The organism is Sphingobacterium olei, assembly GCF_005048855.1.
Lineage (GTDB): Bacteria > Bacteroidota > Bacteroidia > Sphingobacteriales > Sphingobacteriaceae > Sphingobacterium > Sphingobacterium olei.
In genome coordinates this window covers 1-23,336 of record NZ_SUME01000003.1, presented here as the reverse complement: position 1 = coordinate 23,336, position 23,336 = coordinate 1, and the positions used below count along the sequence as shown (strand labels likewise).

General features: G+C 43.8%; 17 protein-coding genes. 3 read left to right on the top strand and 14 right to left on the bottom strand.

From position 1 onward, the window contains the following. Positions 1–27 precede the first annotated feature (27 nt). Positions 28–489 carry an Lrp/AsnC family transcriptional regulator gene (locus FAZ15_RS07510; RefSeq protein ID WP_136900712.1) on the top strand — a complete coding sequence of 154 codons (462 nt, stop codon included), beginning with the start codon at positions 28–30 and terminating at the stop codon, positions 487–489. Between the two features lie 15 nt (positions 490–504). Here FAZ15_RS07510 and FAZ15_RS07505 read toward each other — a convergent pair whose 3' ends face one another. The 11 genes from FAZ15_RS07505 to FAZ15_RS07455 form a co-directional block, all read right to left on the bottom strand. After that, positions 505–1,302, bottom strand: coding sequence for a hypothetical protein (locus FAZ15_RS07505; RefSeq protein ID WP_136900711.1), 798 nt, complete (start codon positions 1,300–1,302; stop codon positions 505–507). 145 nt (positions 1,303–1,447) lie between these two features. Next, positions 1,448–2,329, bottom strand: a complete 882-nt coding sequence (locus FAZ15_RS07500; protein WP_136900710.1) for a phosphodiester glycosidase family protein — start codon at positions 2,327–2,329, stop codon at positions 1,448–1,450. 25 nt (positions 2,330–2,354) lie between these two features. Further along, positions 2,355–3,512 carry a YdcF family protein gene (locus FAZ15_RS07495; RefSeq protein WP_136900709.1) on the bottom strand — a complete coding sequence of 386 codons (1,158 nt, stop codon included), beginning with the start codon at positions 3,510–3,512 and terminating at the stop codon, positions 2,355–2,357. A 1-nt stretch (position 3,513) separates the two neighbouring features. Beyond that, positions 3,514–5,208: a right-handed parallel beta-helix repeat-containing protein gene (locus FAZ15_RS07490; RefSeq protein ID WP_136900708.1), complete on the bottom strand. Its 1,695-nt coding sequence runs from the start codon at positions 5,206–5,208 to the stop codon at positions 3,514–3,516. A gap of 81 nt (positions 5,209–5,289) precedes the next feature. Beyond that, positions 5,290–6,207, bottom strand: coding sequence for a sugar phosphate isomerase/epimerase family protein (locus FAZ15_RS07485; protein ID WP_238387190.1), 918 nt, complete (start codon positions 6,205–6,207; stop codon positions 5,290–5,292). Further along, positions 6,207–7,970 carry a RagB/SusD family nutrient uptake outer membrane protein gene (locus FAZ15_RS07480; RefSeq protein ID WP_136900706.1) on the bottom strand — a complete coding sequence of 588 codons (1,764 nt, stop codon included), beginning with the start codon at positions 7,968–7,970 and terminating at the stop codon, positions 6,207–6,209. The genes FAZ15_RS07485 and FAZ15_RS07480 overlap by 1 nt, the downstream gene beginning before the upstream one ends. A gap of 12 nt (positions 7,971–7,982) precedes the next feature. Further along, positions 7,983–11,498 (bottom strand): TonB-dependent receptor, encoded by a 3,516-nt coding sequence (locus tag FAZ15_RS07475; protein ID WP_238387189.1) that lies wholly within the window; start codon positions 11,496–11,498, stop codon positions 7,983–7,985. Between the two features lie 169 nt (positions 11,499–11,667). Beyond that, on the bottom strand, positions 11,668–12,864 hold the full coding sequence (locus FAZ15_RS07470; RefSeq protein ID WP_136900705.1) for a FecR family protein: 1,197 nt from the start codon (positions 12,862–12,864) through the stop codon (positions 11,668–11,670). A gap of 80 nt (positions 12,865–12,944) precedes the next feature. Next, positions 12,945–13,619, bottom strand: coding sequence for an RNA polymerase sigma factor (locus FAZ15_RS07465; protein ID WP_136900704.1), 675 nt, complete (start codon positions 13,617–13,619; stop codon positions 12,945–12,947). Between the two features lie 70 nt (positions 13,620–13,689). Further along, on the bottom strand, positions 13,690–14,574 hold the full coding sequence (locus FAZ15_RS07460; protein ID WP_136900703.1) for a dienelactone hydrolase family protein: 885 nt from the start codon (positions 14,572–14,574) through the stop codon (positions 13,690–13,692). A gap of 164 nt (positions 14,575–14,738) precedes the next feature. Then, positions 14,739–15,641 carry an AraC family transcriptional regulator gene (locus tag FAZ15_RS07455; protein WP_136900702.1) on the bottom strand — a complete coding sequence of 301 codons (903 nt, stop codon included), beginning with the start codon at positions 15,639–15,641 and terminating at the stop codon, positions 14,739–14,741. Between the two features lie 117 nt (positions 15,642–15,758). Between FAZ15_RS07455 and FAZ15_RS07450 the strand changes: the two genes are divergently transcribed. Together FAZ15_RS07450 and FAZ15_RS07445 are read left to right on the top strand one after the other, a co-directional pair. Further along, on the top strand, positions 15,759–17,144 hold the full coding sequence (locus tag FAZ15_RS07450) for a sugar porter family MFS transporter (protein ID WP_136900701.1): 1,386 nt from the start codon (positions 15,759–15,761) through the stop codon (positions 17,142–17,144). A 33-nt stretch (positions 17,145–17,177) separates the two neighbouring features. Continuing rightward, positions 17,178–20,525: a DUF5107 domain-containing protein gene (locus FAZ15_RS07445; RefSeq protein WP_136900700.1), complete on the top strand. Its 3,348-nt coding sequence runs from the start codon at positions 17,178–17,180 to the stop codon at positions 20,523–20,525. 67 nt (positions 20,526–20,592) lie between these two features. On the opposite strand, the gene FAZ15_RS07440 is transcribed toward FAZ15_RS07445, so the two are convergent. The 3 genes from FAZ15_RS07440 to FAZ15_RS07430 form a co-directional block, all read right to left on the bottom strand. Continuing rightward, entirely contained in the window at positions 20,593–21,864 is a 1,272-nt protein-coding gene (locus tag FAZ15_RS07440; RefSeq protein ID WP_202912347.1) for an acetylxylan esterase, read from the bottom strand. A 223-nt stretch (positions 21,865–22,087) separates the two neighbouring features. Next, complete coding sequence (locus FAZ15_RS07435; RefSeq protein WP_136900698.1) at positions 22,088–23,089, bottom strand: alpha/beta hydrolase; 1,002 nt, start codon at positions 23,087–23,089, stop codon at positions 22,088–22,090. A 37-nt stretch (positions 23,090–23,126) separates the two neighbouring features. Continuing rightward, on the bottom strand, positions 23,127–23,336 hold a 210-nt coding region (locus tag FAZ15_RS07430), incomplete at its 5' end, for a glycoside hydrolase family 88 protein (protein ID WP_202912346.1).

Genomic DNA, 23,336 nt, shown 5'->3' with positions numbered 1-23,336 from the left:
TTCGCTAATATAAAAGAGTTTTATGCTATGGATGAATTGGACAAGACGGATCTGCTGTTGTTAAAAATATTAGCAAACGATTCGAGTCACACAATTAAGGAGCTAGCTAAGCAGGTGAACCTGTCGCCAACGCCGGTATTGCAACGGGTACGAAGACTGGAACATAACGGTTACATCAAAAAGTATATCGCCTTACTTAACCCCGAAAAATTCAGTCAGGGATTTATCGTGTTTTGTAATATCAAGCTAAAACAGCATGACCGCAAAATTGGCCATCGCTTTGTAGCCGATATCTTGAAGATCGACGAGGTGGTAGAGTGTTATAACATTTCGGGGGATTATGATTTTATCTTGAAAGTATTCGCCAGGGACATGAAGCATTATCAGGAATTTGTATTTAATAAATTAGGCCAGGTCCAAAGTATTGGAAGTACACACAGCACCTTTGTGATGGCCGAAATCAAAAACCTACATAATATCAGTTTCTGAGATCAAATAACCCACTTACTTATACGCCACTAATTTCTGTTTCAACTCGTTGATGTCCTTTTTAAGGATGCCATGGCCATCTGTGATTTTCCAGATTAAATCCTGTAAATAACCATGTATCTTCATCCATTCTGGAACCACATAATCCTCTTCATGCGCTGCCACCGGATCCCAATGCTGGGTCACCTTCAAGCCCGGATGGCCTTTGACGAGGTCGATGAATTTAAGCAGATTAACATCATTAGTGACTAGGAACGTATTGAAATTGTTTCGCGATATCGGGTACCGTTGCTCATCCCCTTGATTATCATACCATGGCATCGAACGCTTTTCATTCAAACAGGCCATTCCCAAGTAAACAGTGGTCGTATCCCGTCCCCCACCTATCTTTTCCGTGGGTGGCACTGGAACCAGAAATCGTTCAAAACTGACACCATTCTGTTTGTCGTGATCCATACTCACCACGATCAAACCCGGAGGAAACTCCACATAGACCGGCGGTGTACCGGGCATACGGTCGTTTACCAGATTAACGTCTGTGTAGAAAAAATTGGCATGTGCGTAAAGTTTACTAATAGTTGGATCAAAAGCCTTATGGCTGCGTTCGACGATACGGATTCCTTCAGGCAGATTCAGTACGCTACCCAATGGTGTACCGTCATTTTCTCCCAGCCCTGGCTGTGCTCTCGAAGAACCGATGATTACTTCGTAGTCGCTGAGTGGATCATCCAGATCCAAGTCGCCAGCATCTTCTGCGCATGAAGAGAATAGGTATACCAAACCCGCTACCAAACTGATTAAATACTTTTCCATAGCAGCAAAGTTATTTGGCAAAGGGTTATGTTATCACCGTACCTATGCTGTTATTTGCATTCTAAGTAGTACTACTTATATCTATTTGGCGCAAGCAGGAGGTGTTTTAGCACACCTCCTGCTTTTTTATAATACATCTTAGCTACTATTTATTCTTTACCGTAAATACTGTTGCCACAGCACGTTCGCCTTCATGATCAAACTTTCCATTATCCGACGGAAAGTTAACAATTCCCTCACCCTTCACCCAAGCTGTAGACGAACCTCCACCATCTAGATTCAAGGCCTGCGTACAGCCTAGCCCCGCCATCAGCTCAGAAAGTTGAGGTATGGTCAAGCCCTGCGATTGCGAGGATCGGCCATCCACTACTACGACAAGCATCTTATTATCTGCCGTAATGCCGACCGCTGTACGTGGATGTCGAGTATTGTTAAAATCTACTTCCAGTTGGGACAGCTGTTTGCTGTCCATGATAAGTAATGGACCTCCAGCCAAAGCAACGGGCTGCGCAAGGGCAGTCCAACCGCCCGAGGGTTTTGCGACCACACTAGGCAGCCCAGCGTTATCCAATACGACAGCACCATTCTCCCGATAGGCTGTAAACCCATTTATGGTTTGGTTGACAAGTTGCCCACCATTCTTAAAAAATACTGTAGATCCACCCGTAGTGGTATTGAAAAAACTGCCGTTAAAAGCAACCAGTGCATCCTTAGCCGCAGCGGCATCGCTTGTTTTCAAAAAACCCGACGTTACGTACGGTATTTCAATCTGAAAACCCTTGCTCAAGTCGATTTCAAATATGTTGATATACTGCTTGGATTCAAAAATCTGCGGAAACTGAAAATACTTCCAAACTACTCCTGCCGATACCTCCTTTTTCTTCCATTCCGCCTTTGCCAATAATTCCGTCAGATCTATCTGCTGTTCCTGCGAATAATCGTAAGGGAGCTGGGTTCCTTCATCCTGTTTACTACAAGAGATAAAAAGGAATAGTAGCATCAAACTATATAAAAAATTCTTTTTCATGCGCTTATTTATTTATGCGTGTATATTATCTATGATTTAAATCATCAATCCATTTCAATTTTAAAACTTCAGGCTTGCCTTGCAACCTCAAATCCTTGCCTATGCGAACGGTCTCCCTATTACGAAAAAGTGCTAGCGTTCCGCTGTCCCTATTGACGATGGCCGACGCCACATTGCTATTTCCCCAGGAAAAAGGCCAATCCTTGAAATAATTGCCTGCTACAGTTTCTTCCACAAAAACAAACCTTCCTTTCTCCTCTTTAGCAATCAAGATCTTTTCCGGTGCAAACAATAGTAGTGTCTCATTCCAAATCACACCAGTCGAAAATGCCGCCTTTTTCCAGGAATTGGGTACACCCTCGATCCATTCTTCCCATGCTTCCTCGCTGACGATCTGTTTTGAGTCTTTGTCCACTTTCAACAGCCGATTACCACTCCTTATCCACCAAAACTCCCCGGCATCTATAAAAGCTCGCGAACAATCGGGGCACAATGTGTTCAAAAAAGGAAAAATCAGTGTACTTTGTTGCCAGGTAAATGAACTGTTACCTGCATCAGTCGCATAAATCAGGTCGCCCGAAAGGTAGTATAATGAATCCGACGATGACCAGACCGCTTCAGGAGTGAGCCATGTTCCGCGCAACACAAACTTATCGTTATCGGGCTGTCCATTAAAAATGGAAACATAGTCTACTTTATCCGTTTCCTTGGGTATCAGATTTCCTTCGATATAGAAGCGGGCTATTACATGATCATATTGCTGCAACCTAGCCGCTACCGAAATGGCATGCCAATGATTAGACACGACAAATACGGTATCGCCAGGTTGTATAATTTGCCGATCATACTCATCCCGCAAAACTCTACTAAAGATATAATTCTGCACCGTAGTCTTGGCATTCTCTTCTTTATAGATCTTTTCTCCTTTGACACCCTTAGCTTGCAGTCCCTGTTGCATCCTCGTCGCCTCGCATATACCCGAGCCATGCGCACCGCATCCACCACTAACGATAATCTTATCGATAGATTGGGTACGATGTAGTCGAGCAGCGATTTCGATTCGTTCTTCCAATGTTGTTGGGTCTGCCGATCCCAAGACCAACATAACGGTCTTGGGGTTAGCAGCTATCCCTAGGTTTATTCCTAGTATCCAATACACGGATATCCACAGTATTTTCTTCATCTTATTTCACTTTAGCCCCCATGATAGCCGAAGATCTGTTCTCTGCCTGGATATCTGCAGCTATCACATCATCCAGTACCGGATTATAGGTCTGCGCCAACGCTTTCAATTGCGTACCATCCAATCCATAGGATAGTGCCGGATTATTGTCCCCTACTGGTAAGAAAGCACTATTCAGCATCGTGGCCGGAGAAAACGATACGCCAGCCACAATAGAACCTGCACCTCCGTAGACCGCCGCTGTGATAGCAGAATTCTTGATAACCGGAACTACTGCAGCATTATCGGCATGGGCATCCACATCCGTAGAGCCACTGCGCTGCGTATTTCCCGAGATGATTGAATTGACAATGGATAGATTATTCACCAAAGACTGTCGGAATACCCCTCCGCCAGGCCCGGCAATCTCGTTTCCAGTTATTGTACAACTGATGATATCCGCCTTACTTCCTGCATACAGCATCACGCCTCCACCTCCATTAGGCGACGTGCTCTTATTGCCGATGATCAGACAATTGACAAGGATCGCTTCCGATTTTTCCCGCATATATATGCCTGCACCAAATGACGTGTTACTGTTATTTAGCACTTCCGAATTATACAGATGGATCGTTGCATTCGGATAACCATGTATTCCTGCAGCGGTACCTCGTGCGTAATTATTATTAAATTGTGATCGATAAGCTGTTAAACTCGCGTCAGCGACCCAGGTCCCGCCACCATTGTTGTTATTGTTCGAATTATTACTTACTTTCGAGTCTTCCATCGTCACCTTCGCTCCCGCGAACACATACATACCGGCTGCAAAACCTGCAGTCCCCTTGTCTGCCGTCGCTTTATTATCTATAATCTCTACCTGCTTCAGGTGCACTATTGCATTTGCTATGACTATGCCCCCACCCTGCCCACGACTGTAGCGTGTTCCATTGATAGTGGTATTGGTGGTCCTGTCGGTTGCATTTCCACCACGGATCGTGAGTCCTTCGAGATACACCTTGGATTCGTTGTCCAATACAGCTGTTACCGTTACGGTGTGGAAGGCCTCTTTGCCTGATGTCATTTTCCCATCCAATATCGTCTTGTAACGAGCTGCATCTGGTGTAGCACCAGGCAGGGCATCCGCGGCAAAACCTCCGATCAGCGAAATATTCTTCGAAATTTCAAACGTCATATCCGATTCTTCATTGGTATCTCCGTTACGGATTGTCTTCGAAGGTGTATACACCCCCTCCGCCAGATAGATCGTACTACCTGTTGTCGTTTGCTCCAATGCCGTATTCAAATCGGTCGGCGAATTCCAAGACTTCCCGTCTCCCGTACCGTCTACAGCTACATAGAAAACAGGAACTTTACCGGACTCCTGTACTACGAGCACCTGTTTGACATTTGTGTCGTTAATCCGCACCAGAATAACTCCTGTACGCTCGTCATCGGCATTAGTCACCACTGTAAATCCCACGCGCTGTTTTCCCTTGCCATAAGCCACTGTGTCTAGCTGTATCCAATCCACATCCGATTCGACCAAAATGGTCTGATTCGACAGTACTTCAAAATTGTAGGTGTTGGACTTACTACCTACCTCCATATAGTCTGTGCCCATCAGAAGCTTTTCTACAAACGGGTCCTTATCCTTTTTACAGCTGCCCAAGCCCAGGAATATGAGCGCAGCAAGCAGTATATAATTCATATTGTTCATTGGAATAGTTTTCTAAGAGTGTAAGCGTTTCAACAAAATGCGTTCACATTTTACACTCGGTTTATTTTTTTAAATTCTTACCTATAAAGTATTTAAATATTGATTCCATAAAGTCTGATAGCAATCCACCAGTTCCTGCTCGTCCGTATATTTACACTCATGCATGAATACACCGCTATAGCCGATTTGATCTAAGGCTTTAAAAATTGCTACCCAATTGTTTTCTCCGCGACTATCACAAGGCAGATAGTGGTGCTCGGCCTGCCCGTTCCCATTCGATACGTGCAGGGTCTTCACCCGTTTGCCGAATGCCAGCAACAATTTCTCCGGTTGTGCGATATGACACATATCTACCGCTAATCCCACCTGTTTAGGAAAGTGCTTAAAGATTTCCTGACATTCCGCTACCGTCCTTAACAACGGCCGTTCACGCTCGCCTACTGTCGGTTGTGGTCCCAGCATATTCTCCACCACCATTTCTACTCCGCGGCCACGCACACCTTTATACAGTTCTTTTACCGACTTGATTAACTGTGTTACTCGATGCTCGCGCTCGCCTTTTTCGAGGTAATATGAGGGATGGAACAGTACAATTTGCGGTTTCAACGGTCGGAATAACGCTACAACTTGTAGATGTGCCTCTATCACTTTTTGTCGGGTATCTTCATCCAAAATGGATAAATCCATTTGCTTTGAAAAAGGCATATGGATAGACCAAACCTTCATTCCGGAAGCATCCAATATATCTTTTAAGCTGTCTATCTTTTGAGTCCAGGAAATTGCAGAATCCTTGATGCTCAAATCCTTGTCGAGCACGGCGGACACACCAGATAGTTCGATATAATTGATACCCAAAGATTTGGCATACTGCATGCGTTCCAGCGATATCTTTTGAAAATCTAGGGCATAGCCTATTTCATTCGTCTTTCTTGGTTGCGCAGTACCGGAGAAAGGAACGATTAGCCACAGCCAAATAACTATATGGATAACATTTCTCATTATTCGTCCCATTTTGGATTTTGTTTCAGGTTATCATTCAGTAGCAGATCCTCGGTAGGCAGTGGTGCAAAATAGTCCCTATCTTCCCTAAATTTTCCATCTTGCGGAAAAGGATCTATATTTCCCGCCGGCGCATTCTGTGCACCTGTTATGGGATTACGTAGCGTACGTTGGTTGATATTGATCATCGATGTTACGGACGAGGGTGCTCCCGAAGTACTACCGGTATGTACAAATACATCAGCCGCGCCGTCGCCGGTAAAATCATAAGCCCCTACTCCTGGGAAATACACCCCTACAATAGGTTGCGTAATCTTCAGTCCCTCTTTCCAACGCATCAGATCATCCCAGCGGAAACCTTCGTTAAATAGCTCAGCACGTCTTTCTCTTCGTATTTCCAAAATCGCACCCTTAAAAGCCCCCTTGTCCACATTGGGATACATAGCCTCTAAATATGGATCCGCATTTGCATTCGCCTGTATCAAATCGAGATTAGGCATACCTGCGCGCGCACGCAGTTTATTAATCGTCAGATTCAGATCAGCTTGTGTCAGTAAACCTAATTCAGCCCTTGCTTCAGCAAATATGAGCAGCGCCTCAGCGTAGCGAAAGAGAATGATATCAAAATAACCAGCTGAGGTAGCCCATTGACTACGCTCCGGCAAAGCCTTGACCAACCGGTAGCCGGTCGTCGTAATGGTCAGATTGACAGGCTCATTTCTCGTTTCGCCATTCACCCGGAAGTCGGGCCCAGCTGTAGTCTGCGTAAGGCGAGGATCTCTGTTTTGCATTTCCTCGTAAAATCCCATCGTGTTATAGTTGACTTTATCCGTAAATCGCGAACCGTCGCGCATCAAATAACTATTAATGAGATCCTTGGGCAACCCATAAGATCCGGCGGTAGCTGAGGTAAAAGAGTATCCCAAAGAATGTATTTTGATTCCTAGTTCATAATCAACCGCTAATATGGTTTCGGTGTTATTCTGATTAATTAAGGAAAATAAATTTCGATAAGCCGACTCCGCCCCACCTTCGGTATACAGTGTATATGCCCCCGTACTGATCAACGCATTCGAAGCCTCAGCAGCAAGCGCCAAATATTTATCCGCATCTGCAAGGCCATGATATTTTCGGAAGGTTCCTTCGAATAGCGCTACTCTTGCCTTTAACAACATTGCTGTATACCTCGTGATCAGATTCAATTGCTTTTCGGCAGGAATATTTGTGATGGCATAGTCTAAATCGGCCATTACCGAATCCATCACCAACGTACGCGAATCTCTCGCTTTGTATAGTTCAGGATCCTTAGCATCAAGCACTTTCCCATACCAAGGCACATCGCCAAAAGTCTTTACCTTGTCGTAATAGAAGTATGCCCGAAAAAAGCGTGCAATACCACTATATTTGGCTCTTGCTGCTTCATCCTGTACTTTATGATAGTTTGCTAAGAAATAATTTATTTTACGCAAATTAGTCCATGACCAGCCACCCCCTGTAACCGGAACTACCCGTGCACCACGGATACGTGGGTCCGGATTCAGCGGCATGAGGTTGTCCGATTTTGCATCATCGGTGTAACTTTCTGTACCGGGCAGCATGGCGTAAAAGTCATTTGTCGCTACTTCCAGATCTTTCGCCGTATTGAAAAAATAAGGAGCCTCTACCCGATCCTCCGATGCACGATCCAGAAAATCTTCGTTACATGAGGAGAAGAACAGCGCAGTTACGACCCATAGTCCAATTGTCTTTATATTTAAGTTCATGAGTTTCATATTTTATAAGCCCAACATTACACCAAAAGAATACGTTTTACCCATAGGGTACACCCTTTGGTCACTTCGATCATCCGCTGTCGCCGGAGATGAATAATTGATTGCAGACCCACCTTGCTCCGGATCAATGTATTTGGTCAGCTTCCCAAAGCTCCAGGTAAACATATTTTCGCCACTGAAGAATATGCGCAATCTATCCACTTTAACTTTTCTCGTCAATTCTTGTGGGATTGTATACCCGACAGTAAGGTTTTTCATGCGCAAATAGCCCACATTTATCAGATAATAATCATTAATCTCGTACAGGGACCGTCTATTTTGCAACGAAGAATATCCCCTATATATCTGTGGGTAAGTATTGTCCTTATTATCGGGAGTCCAGGCGTTATCGATTAAATCCTTCCGAATGAAGGATAGATATGGTCGTTGGTATGTTCCCCAATATAATTCTCCGGTCGGATACCAGTCTTGTCGAGCAACTCCGGCTACGGCAGCGGACAAATCAAAATTCTTCCATTTTGCATTCAGGTTTAGACCGAAAGGGAAACGTGGCATGGCATTACCGATGCGTTCGAGGTCACCGTGATTGGTCAACGTATTATCGCCTTTATCAATCTTACCATCGCCATTCAGGTCCAGATATTTAATATCGCCTCCACGCAAAACACTCCACTCGCTGTTCTGCATGATGTTTAGGACATCATCATACACTTGGCCCAACGAGGTCGAAGGGTTATCAAAAGATTGCTGATAGGCCAACGCTTCTTCATCCGACTGAAACTGTCCATCAATACGGTACCCCCAGATTTCGCCCAAACGCTGTCCTTCGTAATAGGAGCTCAATAAACCTTTGGGATTATTATATTTGGTAATGATACCTTTAAAATTAGAAACGTTTGCCGTCACATTGAAACTTAGCGGTGCACCTGCCATGTCAACCTTGTCCTGATACGAAATACCTATTTCGTATCCATCGTTGCGCAGCGCAGCATAATTTTCCTTGGGCTCATTCGCTCCAAACACAGATGGCAAGGGTTCGCCGGGCAGATACATCCCTTCGACGTCCTTGCGATACCAATCTACATTAAAGAATAATTTGTTCTTAATCAAACCTAAATCTGCTCCAAAATTTAAACTCTTTGTGGTTTCCCATGTTACGACACTAGGTAGTGGAGCAGGCATCTGTGCTATGGTAAGCATATTGCCCATATTGAGCCAACTGTTATTCCGAGCGACGTTCATCAGCTCTTTAAAGGTGTTGACATCTACCGTCTGATTTCCCAACTTGCCGTATGAACCTCTTAATTTAAGGGAAGGTACGTAGGGCTTGATGTCTTCCCAGAACGTTTCCCGATCCAGTTGCCACCCGAAGGAAACCGACGGAAAGAACCCCCAGCGGCTATCCGTAGGGAAGCGCGATGAGCCATCGTAACGCGCGTTTATCTCTAGTAGATATTTATTGTCATAATCATAATTAAAACGTCCGAAAAATCCACGCACGGCCCAATTGGTCGCATTGCCAGTCATACTATTCATTGTCGTAGCTAATGCTAGGTTAGACAGATCGTCGATCAAGAGGTCATCTCCGGCTGCCATGACCCTGTCCCTGTCAAATTCTTCTTGATTATATCCCAATAATAATTTAAAGTTATGCTTATCCACCAACGATTTATTGTATGTAGCAAACAAGTTCAAGGCATTATATTTGTCTTTCCAACGATATTCCGACAATCTATTTAAACCTACGGTCTGCGGGGTTAATCTATTGCCGTTCAGATAGGTAAATTGATTTAAACGGGTGCTGCGACTTGTATTTTCAATGCGATTGCTATAGTCAAAATTAATCTGTAGACCTTCTAATGGCTTAGCTACCACCCGGAATGTATTGGTAAACTCTTCGACACCGGTATTTTCCCACGAATTACCAGAAACTAGACCTGCATTGCCTCCTTGGCCGCCCGAACCCGTACCAATATCGGTAGGGACACCATCTACAAAATTAGGGTAGAAAGGCATCAGGTTGTACCAGGTTGTCGTACTCCAAAGTCCGCCCAAACCATTAGAATAACCTCCATACATTTTATCCTTTTCATTGATAAACTGCACATTGTTGGATACCTCCAACCAATTATATGGCGTAAATACGAGATTTGCTTTCATATTCTGCCGGTCAATACCAGCGTCCTTATTGATATTATTGATACTTTGACGCTCGTAGACACGCCCAGACAAATATCCTTTCAGTTTATCCGATCCTCCAGACACCGATATATTGTGAAAATTGGAAGCTTGATATTTGCGGAATAAGTAATCCCACCAATCCGTCTTATAGAAAAATTTGTTCGTACCATCCGCCTGCAATTCGTGAAAGGGTTCAATCTCTCCCCGTGCTACCATTTGAATGGCTTCCCAATCCATGGCATTGTATTGGCTATAACTGCTGCCATTGTATCCGAATATGGCCGCATCCACCGTCTTCGCATAAACATAAGGGTCGGAAATATAATCGGTCCGTGCAGCGGGTGTTGTCCAGCCAAAGTTATTCGTATAATTAACCGAAGTCGTACCCACTTTGCCCGTTTTGGTAGTGATCAATATCACGCCAAAAGTACCTCTCGCTCCATAGATGGCAGAGGATGCCGCATCTTTTAATACCGTTACTGATTCGATATCATTTGGATTGACGCGGGTGATATTCCCTTCAATCCCATCGATCAATACCAAGGGACTGCCTCCATTGATCGAGTTAAATCCACGCACATTGATATCGGGCGTAGCCGAAGGGTCACCGTTATTGATCTGAATATTCAGCCCCGGCATTAAGCCTTGCAAGGTCGCGGAGATATTCGCATCCGGGCGCAGAGCGATATCCTCTGCATTGATCTGCGCGACTGCGCCTGTGAGATTGGCCTTCCGCTGCACACCATAACCTACCACGACTACCTCATCCAGGTCACTCTTCTTGGCCTGTAAAACAATGTTCAGAGGAGTACCTACCTCATATGTTAACAACTGCTCTTCATATCCGAGTGCTGTGATCATTAGCTGACCTTCATCCTGCACCACAGGTATGGAAAAAGAACCATCCAATTGCGAGGCTGCGGCAATATTGCTCTCTACTAAACGGATAGATGCTCCGACCAAAGGCTCACCTTCACCGGTCCAGACCACGCCGTTGATCTGTCGCTGTTGCGCATCCTCCAGTACCGTACCATCTAGTTCCACAGCCTTCTTAATGAGAACGGTCTTGTTCTGCACAACATAAAAGAGCCCGCGGGGGGTAAGACAGGCATCCAGTACCTTCTTCAAATCCACATTTTTAACATGCAGATCGATTTTGTCCACATACTTCAGCTGGCTGCTGTTGTAAAGAAAATCTAAATTAGTTTGCTCCTGAATCTTAGCCAGCACATCAACCAGTTCGGCTTGTTGCACCGACAAGCTCACCTTCTGTGCATAAGTGCTTCCGCTCGCCTGTAAGAAGAAACCAAAGAGCAAGAATGAATACAACTTCATCATAAGTAAACAGGTAAACAATCGACGATGAGTCCGCACGATTGCAGTAATATTTTTATACATTTGATAGGTATTTGGTAAATATTATTAATTCATAACTGATGCTATTTGCGGGTACTATCGAAGAGGGGATGTTGCTGCATCTCCTCTTCTCCTGTATGATATCCAATTCTTACTTCATCACGATCACCCTCCCTTCCTGAATATCAAACCGTAAATCAGACACCTGCTCTATACTTTCCAGGACATCCTTGAGTTTTTTCGAACGTTTTATACTACCTGTAAATTGATCTGAAGATCCTGCTTTAAATTCCACACCTTCGATAGGATACCATTTGGCGAGATCGGCCATTATTGTTCGTATAGACACGTCCTTAAACCTAAAATAACCGTCCCGCCAAGCCAGTACATTACCCATATCTACGTTTTTTCGCAGCTGGATCGTATTCGATGAATGGACTACGGCCTGTTGACCAGGTTTTATGCGCAATCGGTTCTGGTCAGCACCCACCTCCACGGATCCCGAAAGTAGCGTGGTCTCTACCTGCCTGTCTTCATTATAAGCCGATACATTAAACTTCGTTCCCAATACGCTTACCTCTGTATTTTTGGCATGTACTACAAATGGTAGTTCTTTGTTGTGTGCGACTTCAAAAAAAGCCTCACCCGATAGCGCCACTTGTCGTTGCTTCTTTCCAAAGGCGGCATATATCTGCATGCTGGAATTGGAATTGAGATACACGATCGAGGCATCGGGGAGCATCAGACGTAGGCTAACCCCCTTAGGCGTTACAAAATGATGTTTTTCATCGGCCCGAAAAAAATGAGCCTCTCGATCTTGTTTCATGACGATTGTACCATCATCCAAACGCGTGATGGCCAACCCTTTGTAGTAGATTGTATCTTCCTTTATTTCATCCAACGACATCTGTTTTCCATCAGCAAGCGTAATAAGAGCATCTTCTTGAGGCAGTTCTATTTCCCCAGTCGAAACAGCTGGTTGCATCGATATCACTTCATCCATATGCTGTCTGACATCAAAAATCTGATACGCCACCAAGCCCAATAAACCCGAGACGAGGAGCACAGCTGCCACCTTTCCGAATTGTACTAGGCGCATTTTCCGTGAGTGTGGACTGGAAGCTGTTGTGGATTCGTCCTTCTTGTCCATACGATTCAAGATGCCCTGAAAAACACGCTCTTTCTCAAAGTCCCTATTTTCTTCCAGTTCTACCAGCTCGTCCACGGCCTCCGAAAAGTCGGACTCATCCAATAGAGACATATAGACATCCAGCTCCTGTCGCTCATGTTCGTCAAGTGTACCAGCCAGATACCGCTTAAAAAGATTCCTAAATTTATTTTTATCCAACTTTTTACATCCTTAATCTATAGACAGTACACCTAAGTAGGACCATACGACTAGTTGGAATAAAAAAAAGTATGTAGATACTAGATGAAAGAATATGAAAGAGTTAACAGGATAGGGACGAAATAATTGTAATCCGCTTGGGTTAGCGTCTTACGTAAACTTTTCAGGGCCTGTGTAATATGATTTTTGACCGTATTGGGGGAGATTCCCATTTCATGTGCGATCTGTTGGTGGCTGTAACCTTCCATACGGCTCAGTCGCAAAGCTGTTTTTTGTTGCTCGGGCAATTTCGCAATAGACCGTTCGAGTTGGCCTTCCAGTTCGCGGAGATCCAGTTTCTCCTGTACATCGTTGATGACTGTATTTTCTACTTGTCCGAGATACCTTTGTGCAACGCGGGCATGTCTTAATTGATTATAGCACAATCGCTTTGCAACCACATAGATCAACGGCCAGATATCCTGGTCTACTCGGATCTGTTCGCGGTTGGCCCAGATCTTTACAAAACAGTCCTGCACGATCTCTTCCGCAACAGCAGTATCTTTCAGTAGCTTATATGCCAAATCGAAAACCAACGGTGCATAGGCATCATACAGCCGCCTGAAGGCAACTTTGTCCCCTTGTTTAATTTGTAATAATATCTCTGTTGAGCCTGCAATCATGGTGTCAGCTATTACCGAGGATAATTTAGATTCTTGATAAAGGTAGAGACAATAATCTAAAAATCCAATCTGATCCAAAGATACGGTTAGCATATTAACTTAATATTAAGTTAAACAAGTGCGCTCCACATAAGGAGTGCTGACCTCCATGTCAACCCATGAGTTATAAGGAATCCTTAAAAAAATCTAGCGTTCGTTTCCAGGCCAACTCGGCTGCCTCTCTATCATAACGTGGTGTCGTATCGTTGTGAAATCCATGATTGGCTTTGGGATACATGTACATCGTATATTGCTTTTTATTGGCTTTTAATGCCGCTTCATAAGCCGGCCAACCTTCGTTAACCCGGGTATCCAGTTCGGCATAATGCAACTGCAAGGGAGCTTTGATATTCGGCACTTCTTCAACCGGAGCCTGCCCGCCATAAAACGGAACAGCAGCAGCCAGATCCGGTACACGTGCAGCCATCATATTGGAGATCCACCCACCGAAACAAAAGCCAACGACGCCGACTTTACCATTGCTGTACTCGTAGCTTTTTAAGTACGCTGCAGCCGCAATGAAATCTTCCAGCATCTCGTTCCGATCACGCTTGCTCTGCATTTCACGACCTTCATCGTCAGTTCCCGGATAGCCCCCCAATGGGCTCAATGCATCGGGCGCAATACTGACAAATCCGGCCAATGCTGCTCTTCTCCCTACATCGGCAATATGTGGATTGAGGCCCCGGTTTTCATGGACCACCACGATGCCACCCAACTTTTTTGTATTGCCTTTCGGCATACAAAGTAATGCTCTAATGGTGCCCCCTCCCTGAGGAGACGGGTAGTCTATATAACTTTCCGTGATCCTAGGATCTCCTGCCGCTATCTGAATAGCGTCCTTGTAATCGGGCATTAAAAACCCCATCAACGTCGGTACCGTAAGACCGCCAACTGCATATAGCGATAGCTCTCGCATAAAATCACGCCTTGATAAACGATTGTGTGCATAGTCGTCGTACAGGTCAAAAATCTCCTGCTTTATTTCTTCTTTTTTTGGCGTGCGCATCGTGTTTCTATTTTAAAGTTTACGTTCTTTTTATCTGGGCTACTGCGAAGTTCGTTCGATATAGCAAGTTACATATTTTCTTTTAAATCAAATAGACAACCGGCATTTGCACAGCACCCAGCGTAGCTTGTATTATCCGTTTTGCCGATAGTTTCCGCTCCGCTTTAATTCCTATTTGCATGCATTCTTCCATATCTATTGCGATATTCTCGCGGGCTTATTTCCATTTCTTTAAAAAAGGCCTTCGATAAATGAAAAGGGTCATAGAAACCGAGCTTAAAAGCAATCTCTTTAATTTTCAAATCAGAAAACTGTAAATAATAACACACACGCTGGATTTTGAGCTGATTGTAATATTCAATCGGTGAAAATGACGTTGCTTGCACAAAAAGCGCATTTAAATGGCTTGTAGAATAGCCAACAGCATCTGCGATATCTTTTAACACAATCTTGTTTTCCAGGTTGTCTCGCATATAATGTATACAGTTTTGAATGACGTCATCGCGTCCAAGTCTATTGGGTTCTTGGTATTGCGGCATATACTTGAGTGAGGCGAGGAAATACATCAAACAAAACGTGATATATTCCATATTCTCATGGCTATAGCCCATCTCAAAATTTTTATAAATCTCTTCAAAAAGCTGCATGCGATCGGCCTTCCTGTTATTGGTCGTTTCCGGAATACGGAGTACTTTGCCCAAAATAGAATCAAACATCACCGTATTCTCACCTTTAAAATGTAACCAGTAAATGCTCCAGAAGTTGTTGATATCCGCTCCATAAGCGTGCTTTTGGTTGGCCGGAAGAATAAAAACCTCATTTTCTTTTAAAGATATCTTTTCATCGTTATACTCCACCCAGCCCGTGCCCTTATCGCAATAAATTAAGATATTCTCTGGAGCTCCATCCGGACGTTCGCGATAATGGTACCTTGCATTTGGATAATAACCAATGTGGGTAACGTACAATTGACGCGTAATGGGGTTTTCCGTTTGCATACTGCGAATTACATTCGGTGTAACAATAGCCTTCTCGCCCTTAAAACCATCTGCTTTGATATTTCCCATAAACACAATAAAATATCTAAAATAGTTCTTTTTTACATGTTTTACAATTAATCTTACATCTTTTATCTCAACAATAGCTATAAATTTGAATTAATTATAAATCTATACGACACTCTTATGTCAGAATCAAAAAATTCAAAAAAAGGTTTTTTATACATCATCACATTTATTTCCGCCATGGGCGGATTACTTTTCGGTTACGATTGGGTCGTAATTGGTGGTGCCAAGCCCTTTTACGAAGCATATTTTGAGATTGTCGATTCACCCAATATGCAAGGTTGGGTAATGGGATCGGCTATATTAGGTTGTCTGATCGGAGTTTTCATTACGGGATTTTTAGCCGATAAGTTTGGACGAAAGTCCCTGTTGTTTATTTCGGCACTCATATTCATTATTTCTGCATATGGAACCGGGGCCGTCGAGGACTTGACCTTGTTTATTATATTTCGCGTAATTGGTGGCATAGGCATAGGTATTGCTTCAAACCTATCACCGATGTATATTGCAGAGGTTGCTCCGGCTAATATTCGCGGCAAACTGGTCTCCGTTAACCAGTTGACTATTGTGATCGGTATATTGCTGGCCCAAGTCGTGAACTACCTCATCGCGGAACCTGTCGGTCAGGGTGAACAATTGATCGATACCTGGAACGGCCAAACAGGATGGCGTTGGATGTTTTGGTCTGAAGGCTTTCCGGCTATCCTTTTCTTTATACTGCTTTTTGCATTACCTGAAAGTCCCAAATGGCTCATGTCGCGCAGCAGAATGGAAGATGCGGCTAAAACCTTAGCAAAAATTGGAGGTGAAGAATATGCAAAGACTGAAATGCTGGCATTGAATCAGATAGATCACACGGAAAAAACAGAAACCAACTATGGAACACTGTTTAGGGGAAAAATGCCTAGAATTCTGTTAATCGGTATCGTCATCGCAGCTTTTCAACAGTGGTGTGGTATTAATGTCATTTTCAACTATGCAGAGGAAATTTTCTCTGCTGCCGGATATGGTGTTTCGGATATTCTTTTCAATATTATCATCACCGGGATTACCAATTTAGTATTCACAATAATAGGTATGTATACTGTTGACAAACTCGGTCGAAGAGCACTATTAATTTTTGGATCGGTAGGTTTAGCAAGCATTTATACACTTTTGGGGCTATGCTATTATTACGAGTTATCGGGTCTTGCCGTACTCGTACTGGTTATGCTGGCCATCGGCTGCTATGCCATGACCCTGGCTCCTATCACCTGGGTGGTCATCTCTGAAATTTTCCCGACAAAAATCAGAGGAGCCGCAATGGCTATTTCGACGTTCTCCCTGTGGACGGCCTGCTTCATACTTACCTATACCTTTCCTATTCTCAACTCATCTTTAGGAGCTTACGGCACATTCTGGCTGTATGGTGTGATCTGTCTTCTCGGATTCGTATTTATCAAAAGAAATCTGCCTGAAACCAAAGGGAAGACACTTGAAGAAATTGAGAACGAACTAACTAAATAACAACACAAACATCAAATATTAAGATACTATCCAATGGAAACTATAACAAATCATCTGACGCGTTCGACTGTGAATGACAGAAATGTAGTGCGTGCATGGGAAGAAGACGTATTGCTACCCACATATCAAATTGGCGAAGAAGAGAAAAACCCCATTTTCTTGGAAAAGAGAGTTTATCAGGGAAGTTCGGGCGCGGTGTATCCGTATGCCGTTGTTGAAAAAGTTTCAGACGAGAAAAAAGACAAACTGTACAAAGCCATATTTATCGAAAACGAATATATTAAGATCATGGTACTTCCTGAATTGGGCGGCAGGATACATATGGCATTCGATAAGATAAAACAACGGCATTTTGTGTACTACAACCAGGTCGTGAAGCCTGCCTTGGTCGGATTGACCGGCCCCTGGATTTCTGGGGGAATAGAATTCAATTGGCCGCAGCATCACCGTCCCAGTACTTTTTTGCCTACGGACCACTATATTGAAAACAATAGCGACGGTAGCATCACCATTTGGTGTAACGAAGTCGAGCGCTTATTCCGCATGAAGGGTATGCAGGGGTTTACGGTATATCCTGACAAGGCCTATATCGAAATTAAGGTAAAAGTATACAATAGAACAGCGCTACCCCAAACATTCTTATGGTGGGCGAATCCTGCTGTTGTCGTAAATGATTCGTATAAATCTGTTTTCCCTCCTGATGTTCATGCGGTATTTGATCACGGCAAGCGGGATGTATCAAATTTTCCTATTGCTACGGGCGAATATTACAAACAAGATTACTCGGCAGGTGTCGATATTTCCAAATACAAAAACATTCCCGTTCCAACCTCATATATGGCCATTAAATCAAAGTATGATTTTGTTGGCGGTTATCAGGACGATCATCAAGCCGGACTATTGCACGTTGCCAACCACCATGTATCTCCGGGCAAGAAACAGTGGACCTGGGGAAACGGTGATTTTGGTTTGGCATGGGACCGTAACCTCACCGACGAGGATGGCCCTTATATCGAATTGATGACGGGTGTATACACCGACAACCAACCTGATTTTAGCTGGATCCAGCCCAATGAGGAAAAATCCTGGGTACAATATTTTATGCCGTATTCCGCAGTTGGTTATGTCAAAAACGCCACCAAAGATGCCGTTGTAAACTTGGAAATGATAGACGGGCATGCACATATAATCCTCTATACAACCGCTGAGTTTGCCGATTTAGGCGTCAAACTATCCCATGTGGACGGTACAGTATATTTACATGAAAGCACCTCCTGTAGTCCACGGAATACCTATCATAAAGAAGTTCGAATTGGAGAAGAAAAGATTGAAAATCTGCTACTCGAAGTACTTTCGTCAGAGGGAACACAACTATTGAAATACCAGGCTGAGCAACCCAAAATAGAACCAACACCTGATCCTGCCAAAGGTGCAAAAGATCCAAAAGATATTTCATCGATCGAGCAGTTGTTCTTAACCGGTCAGCATCTGGAACAATACCGCCATGCGACCTATAACCCAATAGATTATTATACCGAAGCACTGCGTCGCGAACCACATGATATTCGATGCAATAATGCCCTCGGATTGCTGCTTTTACGCAGAGGGCAATTTGAAAAAGCGGAAAAATATTTCGATGAAGCGATAAAAACACAAACAGAACGAAATCCAAATCCGTATGACGGAGAACCGCATTATAATCTGGGGTTAAGCCTTAAGTTTCAAAAACGGTTTGACGATGCATATGCAACATTTTTTAAAGCAACCTGGAATGCCGCATGGCAAGATTCGGGATATTTTACTCTTGCCCAAATAGATACACGAAACAAATCGTGGGACGTAGCCTTAGAAAATATTGACCGGGCCCTTATCAAAAATTGGCATAACCATAAAGCCCGTCAATTAAAGGCGACTATATTAAGAAAGCTGAATAGAACAGAAGATGCGTTACAACTGATTTCAGACTCCTTAGCCATTGATAAATTCAACATTGGATGCCGCTTCGAAAAATACCTGATCACCAATGACATAAACGATCTGAACGAACTTCAGCAGCTCTTGTCGCAATCGATCCATACCTATATTGAGTACACCTTGGACTACGCCAACGCCGGCCTGTATGCGGAAGCCATTACCTTCTTACAACATGGCATTGAAGACGAGAATAATGTCTACCCTATGGTTTACTACGCGATCGGTTATTTTTACAAGCAGCTTGCGGATGAAGTCAAAGCCAAAGCATACTACAAAAAGGCTTCGGCCATGTCGCCCGAAAGATGTTTTCCGAATAAGCTTGAGGAGGTTACCATCCTTATCGATGCCATACAGACCCATCCGGAAGATTCGTTCGCGCCCTACTATTTGGGCAATTTTTGGTATGCAAATCGTCAATACGATGAAGCAAGATCATCTTGGGAAGCCTCGATTCAATTAAATGGTCTATTTCCGACAGCTTTGCGTAATCTCGCATTGGCCTATTATAACAAATTTGACAAAAAAAGTGAAGCGCGGGAATTATTGGAAAAAGCATTTTCTTTGGATCCAACGGACTCCCGGATTTTCATGGAGCTAGACCAGCTTTACAAGAAATTAAATTTATCCCACGAATCACGGCTGGCCTTGTTTGATACCTATCCCGAATTGATCGAACAACGGGACGACCTGTTGATTGAGCAGATTACCTTGTACAATCAAACGGGCGACTATCATTCTGCCAAGGAGATGATAAGCAATCACATCTTCCATCCTTGGGAGGGCGGTGAAGGTAAGGTTACGAAGCAATATACGGTATGTCGGGTTGAACTGGCAAAGCAGGAAATTGAAAAACAAAATTACCGCGAAGCGCTTCAGCTATTGCACGAGATCGACAGCTATCCACATAATCTTGGCGAGGGAAAATTAGCCAATGCCGAAGAAAATGACATCAATTATTATAAAGGTGTTGCCTACGCCGGTCTGGGTGATCAAGAGCAATCTTTATATTTTCTTCATTTGGCAACTGTAGGCTCGCAAGAACCCCAGCAAGCATTTTTCTATAATGATCAACAGCCCGACAAGATTTTCTACCAAGGGCTCGCATTTAAGGCTTTAGGTTTAGAAGATAAAGCCAGGAGCCGGTTTAACAAGTTGATAGCCCATGGAAAAAAACACCTGTTCGATACCTGCCGCATCGATTACTTTGCTGTATCTCTCCCTGATTTAGCCATTTGGGAAGATGATCTGGATGTACGCAACCAAATACATTGCTATTATGTAATCGGACTGGGCGAATTGGGATTGGGAAATACCGCCGAAGGTAAAAAGTACCTGCAAAAAGTACTGCAATTAGATATAAACCATATTGACTGCCATTTGATATTGAAGCAGTATCAGAGTGTATAACCGTATTTCCTCTGGTCTAATCGACAGGTTAACAAATCTGATAAGGGACAAATGGCGAAATACCGGTTTATTTCCCCAACTTTTCCAATAACCATGCGCGCACTTTACGGTTCTGTTCGTCGGATGTTTTATGTCCTCTTTCGGGATCCAAGGAAATTTCCTTAACCGCCGGAATCATGTTATAAGCAGCGTAGTAGGAGGTCGGTGGACATGTTTCGTCATTAAATCCCCAAGAGTAAAGTCCGGGGACTTTAACGTAACGCGCGAAATTGACCACGTCATAGTATGCTGATACCTTGATTTTTTCTTCCTTCACCATGAAGGCCGCATTCGATTCATTGAACATATGTGGCCAGCCACCAGCTCGGCCTTGCAGGTACCCCGTTAAATCGCATAATGCAGGATACGCAGCCGCTAATCCTTTGATACGATCGTCTAATGCTGCGGTTATAATGGCCAACGCACCACCCTGACTACCGCCCCAGACCAACATTTTTTCATTGTCTACTTCATCTAGAGATGATAAGTAATCTACGGCACGAACACAACCTAAGTATACCCTTTTGTAGTAATATTTGTCCCGGTCGTCGAGATTAAAAAACTGGTAATTCTTCAGTGCGCCGTTGCGCAGATCGTCGTAGAGTGTGGCATCGTATGTAACCGGCACACCGTGTATACCGATTTGTAATGTAACCACGTCCTGCTCTGCTAGGTCCACGATACCTGCGTAGGGGCGTATGCCTGCTCCGGGCACGGATAAAACTGCAGGGTATTTTCCTGCTTTTTTAGGTTTTGCCAATATACCATAAAGGCGTGCTCCCTTTTCATAATGTTGAAAAGAGACCTGATACACATCGACGTTTTCCGTACCTCGCTCGGGCATCAGCGTCAACGTAGCATCCATTGGGATTTGTGCTGCCTCCGCTTTTGCCTTATTCCAAAACTCCCAAAAATCGTCAGGCAATTGCTGTGTAGGTTGAATAGCTTCGGGCGCGAAACCCGCCGTCGCCAGACCACGATAACGAGTTCCGTCCACGTCCATGCTAACCGCGCAGCGCAGGAACCCGGCTTCGGATAGCATGCCTTTAACCGTACCTTTTCCACCTTTCAAACGTAGTTTTCCCTTTTCTGTTGGCAGCATCTTTTCCAATCCAATCGTGTAGGAAACCTCCACATCATCAGCGAGTTCCTGTCCCCGATACACCTGAATATTAAAAACAGCTTCTTGCCCGATCTCATAAGTCCAATTCGGAGCTTCTGCGGATACGCTAATCCTCAGGTCATTATTAGTTACCGACTGCCCATAGACGATAAATGTTGTTAGGATGAAGCACGTCATCCAAATACTTTTCAAGAAAAAATTTTCTTGTAGGAGGTTTATTTTATACATTGATTTAGATGTTGGTTTATGTATGAGTTAGCAATTTTTAAGTTCTGCTTTTCAAACTTAAGGCAATCTTTCAGACTTTGCAAGTTAATTCTATGCGAACGTTCTATCTTCCCGAACCGCATATCCGGTCGCACACCAAAGGGTTTGTCAATTGCTTGTGATAGCACGTAAGCTATCTATTATGATCCGTCATAAAAATAGCACTTAGAAAAGCATCTATGGTATTAACACAGCCGTCTATCCAAGGATGAAACAGCCAAAAAGGATGTACTTTTACATCAACTTCGTGAACCTGGTGATAGACGTTCCATCTTTTCAGCATACCAAGTAGTTCATCTTGCCCTGCATGAAATCGCGGAAAACCGCTATTGAAGAACAGCATCGGCACAATGCGCTTTTCGTCGGCCCAAAATATAGGTGATGCTTCTTTCCATAGAGCGGGGTGGCTTTCAAAACTTCCGCCTAACCAAGAGATATCCGCTGCATCCGGTTTTCGTTCCAAATTCAGGGAGCTCGGTGCCATAAAATCGATTACGCCATCGAAATTGACGATGGCATGCACCTCGCTGGAGACCCCACGCCCAGTTTCAGGCATTTCAAATCTCGACAAACCATTTGTCAGGCCGACTAGAGAAGCCAACTGCCCCCCTGCTGAACAGCCCGAGATTGCGATTTTCGTCGTATCGATATGAAACCTTTCTGCGTTGGCTTTAATCCAGCGTATGGATTCCTTGATATTATGAACGGCCGCTGGATACTGTGCTTCCAGTGATAATTGGTATTCCACCGGAACCGCCACATAACCTTTTGTAGCAAGCATTTGTGCCATAGGGACCTGCATATCCTTTGTCCCCGAACGCCATCCTCCACCATGAATCAGTACGATAGCGGGCAATTTTTTCTTATGGTCAGGGCGAAAGACATCAAGATGAAGCTGACGTGTACCAAAAGTGGGGTGTTCTAGCTCAAGGTATATATTATTGTCATACCTTTTAATACCTGCCGGCAAGCTATCCTTGACAGGCATTGCATAGGGATATTCTTTTTTTATCTGTCGATACACCCGCATGATATTGTAGGTGGTGTCGGTTGGAATCGACATTTGTGCTAGTGCAGATTGAAAACATAGCTGTATAGCTAATAACATCGTTATATGGAAGAGCATCTTCTTCATAGGTATATTTTAGCGTTATTTAAATCTTGATTTTGCACTAGCGGTTCAACAAAATACTTGTCATGATAAATGGACCTACGGCTTTAGGGTCGTTGTCTCGTACCAGTTCAGAAATATAATAGGCAAAACTACCGTCGCGATAATTCTTGTCACCACCTAATCCCGCCACGGAGCAGCAGCTCGTTATACTCCAAGTTCCGTCCTTTTCTGTCTTGGTAAAATGTTGGATAAATTGTTCATAAGCTTC

Excerpts from the sequence above, each read along its gene's own strand:
- FAZ15_RS07510 (WP_136900712.1), top strand. The coding sequence starts at position 28 with ATGGATGAATTGGACAAGACGGATCTGCTGTTGTTAAAAATATTAGCA.
- FAZ15_RS07505 (WP_136900711.1), bottom strand. The coding sequence starts at position 1,302 with ATGGAAAAGTATTTAATCAGTTTGGTAGCGGGTTTGGTATACCTATTC.
- FAZ15_RS07500 (WP_136900710.1), bottom strand. The coding sequence starts at position 2,329 with ATGAAAAAGAATTTTTTATATAGTTTGATGCTACTATTCCTTTTTATC.
- FAZ15_RS07495 (WP_136900709.1), bottom strand. The coding sequence starts at position 3,512 with ATGAAGAAAATACTGTGGATATCCGTGTATTGGATACTAGGAATAAAC.
- FAZ15_RS07490 (WP_136900708.1), bottom strand. The coding sequence starts at position 5,208 with ATGAACAATATGAATTATATACTGCTTGCTGCGCTCATATTCCTGGGC.
- FAZ15_RS07485 (WP_238387190.1), bottom strand. The coding sequence starts at position 6,207 with ATGAGAAATGTTATCCATATAGTTATTTGGCTGTGGCTAATCGTTCCT.
- FAZ15_RS07480 (WP_136900706.1), bottom strand. The coding sequence starts at position 7,970 with ATGAACTTAAATATAAAGACAATTGGACTATGGGTCGTAACTGCGCTG.
- FAZ15_RS07475 (WP_238387189.1), bottom strand. The coding sequence starts at position 11,498 with ATGATGAAGTTGTATTCATTCTTGCTCTTTGGTTTCTTCTTACAGGCG.
- FAZ15_RS07465 (WP_136900704.1), bottom strand. The coding sequence starts at position 13,619 with ATGCTAACCGTATCTTTGGATCAGATTGGATTTTTAGATTATTGTCTC.
- FAZ15_RS07460 (WP_136900703.1), bottom strand. The coding sequence starts at position 14,574 with ATGCGCACGCCAAAAAAAGAAGAAATAAAGCAGGAGATTTTTGACCTG.
- FAZ15_RS07455 (WP_136900702.1), bottom strand. The coding sequence starts at position 15,641 with ATGGGAAATATCAAAGCAGATGGTTTTAAGGGCGAGAAGGCTATTGTT.
- FAZ15_RS07450 (WP_136900701.1), top strand. The coding sequence starts at position 15,759 with ATGTCAGAATCAAAAAATTCAAAAAAAGGTTTTTTATACATCATCACA.
- FAZ15_RS07445 (WP_136900700.1), top strand. The coding sequence starts at position 17,178 with ATGGAAACTATAACAAATCATCTGACGCGTTCGACTGTGAATGACAGA.
- FAZ15_RS07440 (WP_202912347.1), bottom strand. The coding sequence starts at position 21,864 with ATGACGTGCTTCATCCTAACAACATTTATCGTCTATGGGCAGTCGGTA.
- FAZ15_RS07435 (WP_136900698.1), bottom strand. The coding sequence starts at position 23,089 with ATGAAGAAGATGCTCTTCCATATAACGATGTTATTAGCTATACAGCTA.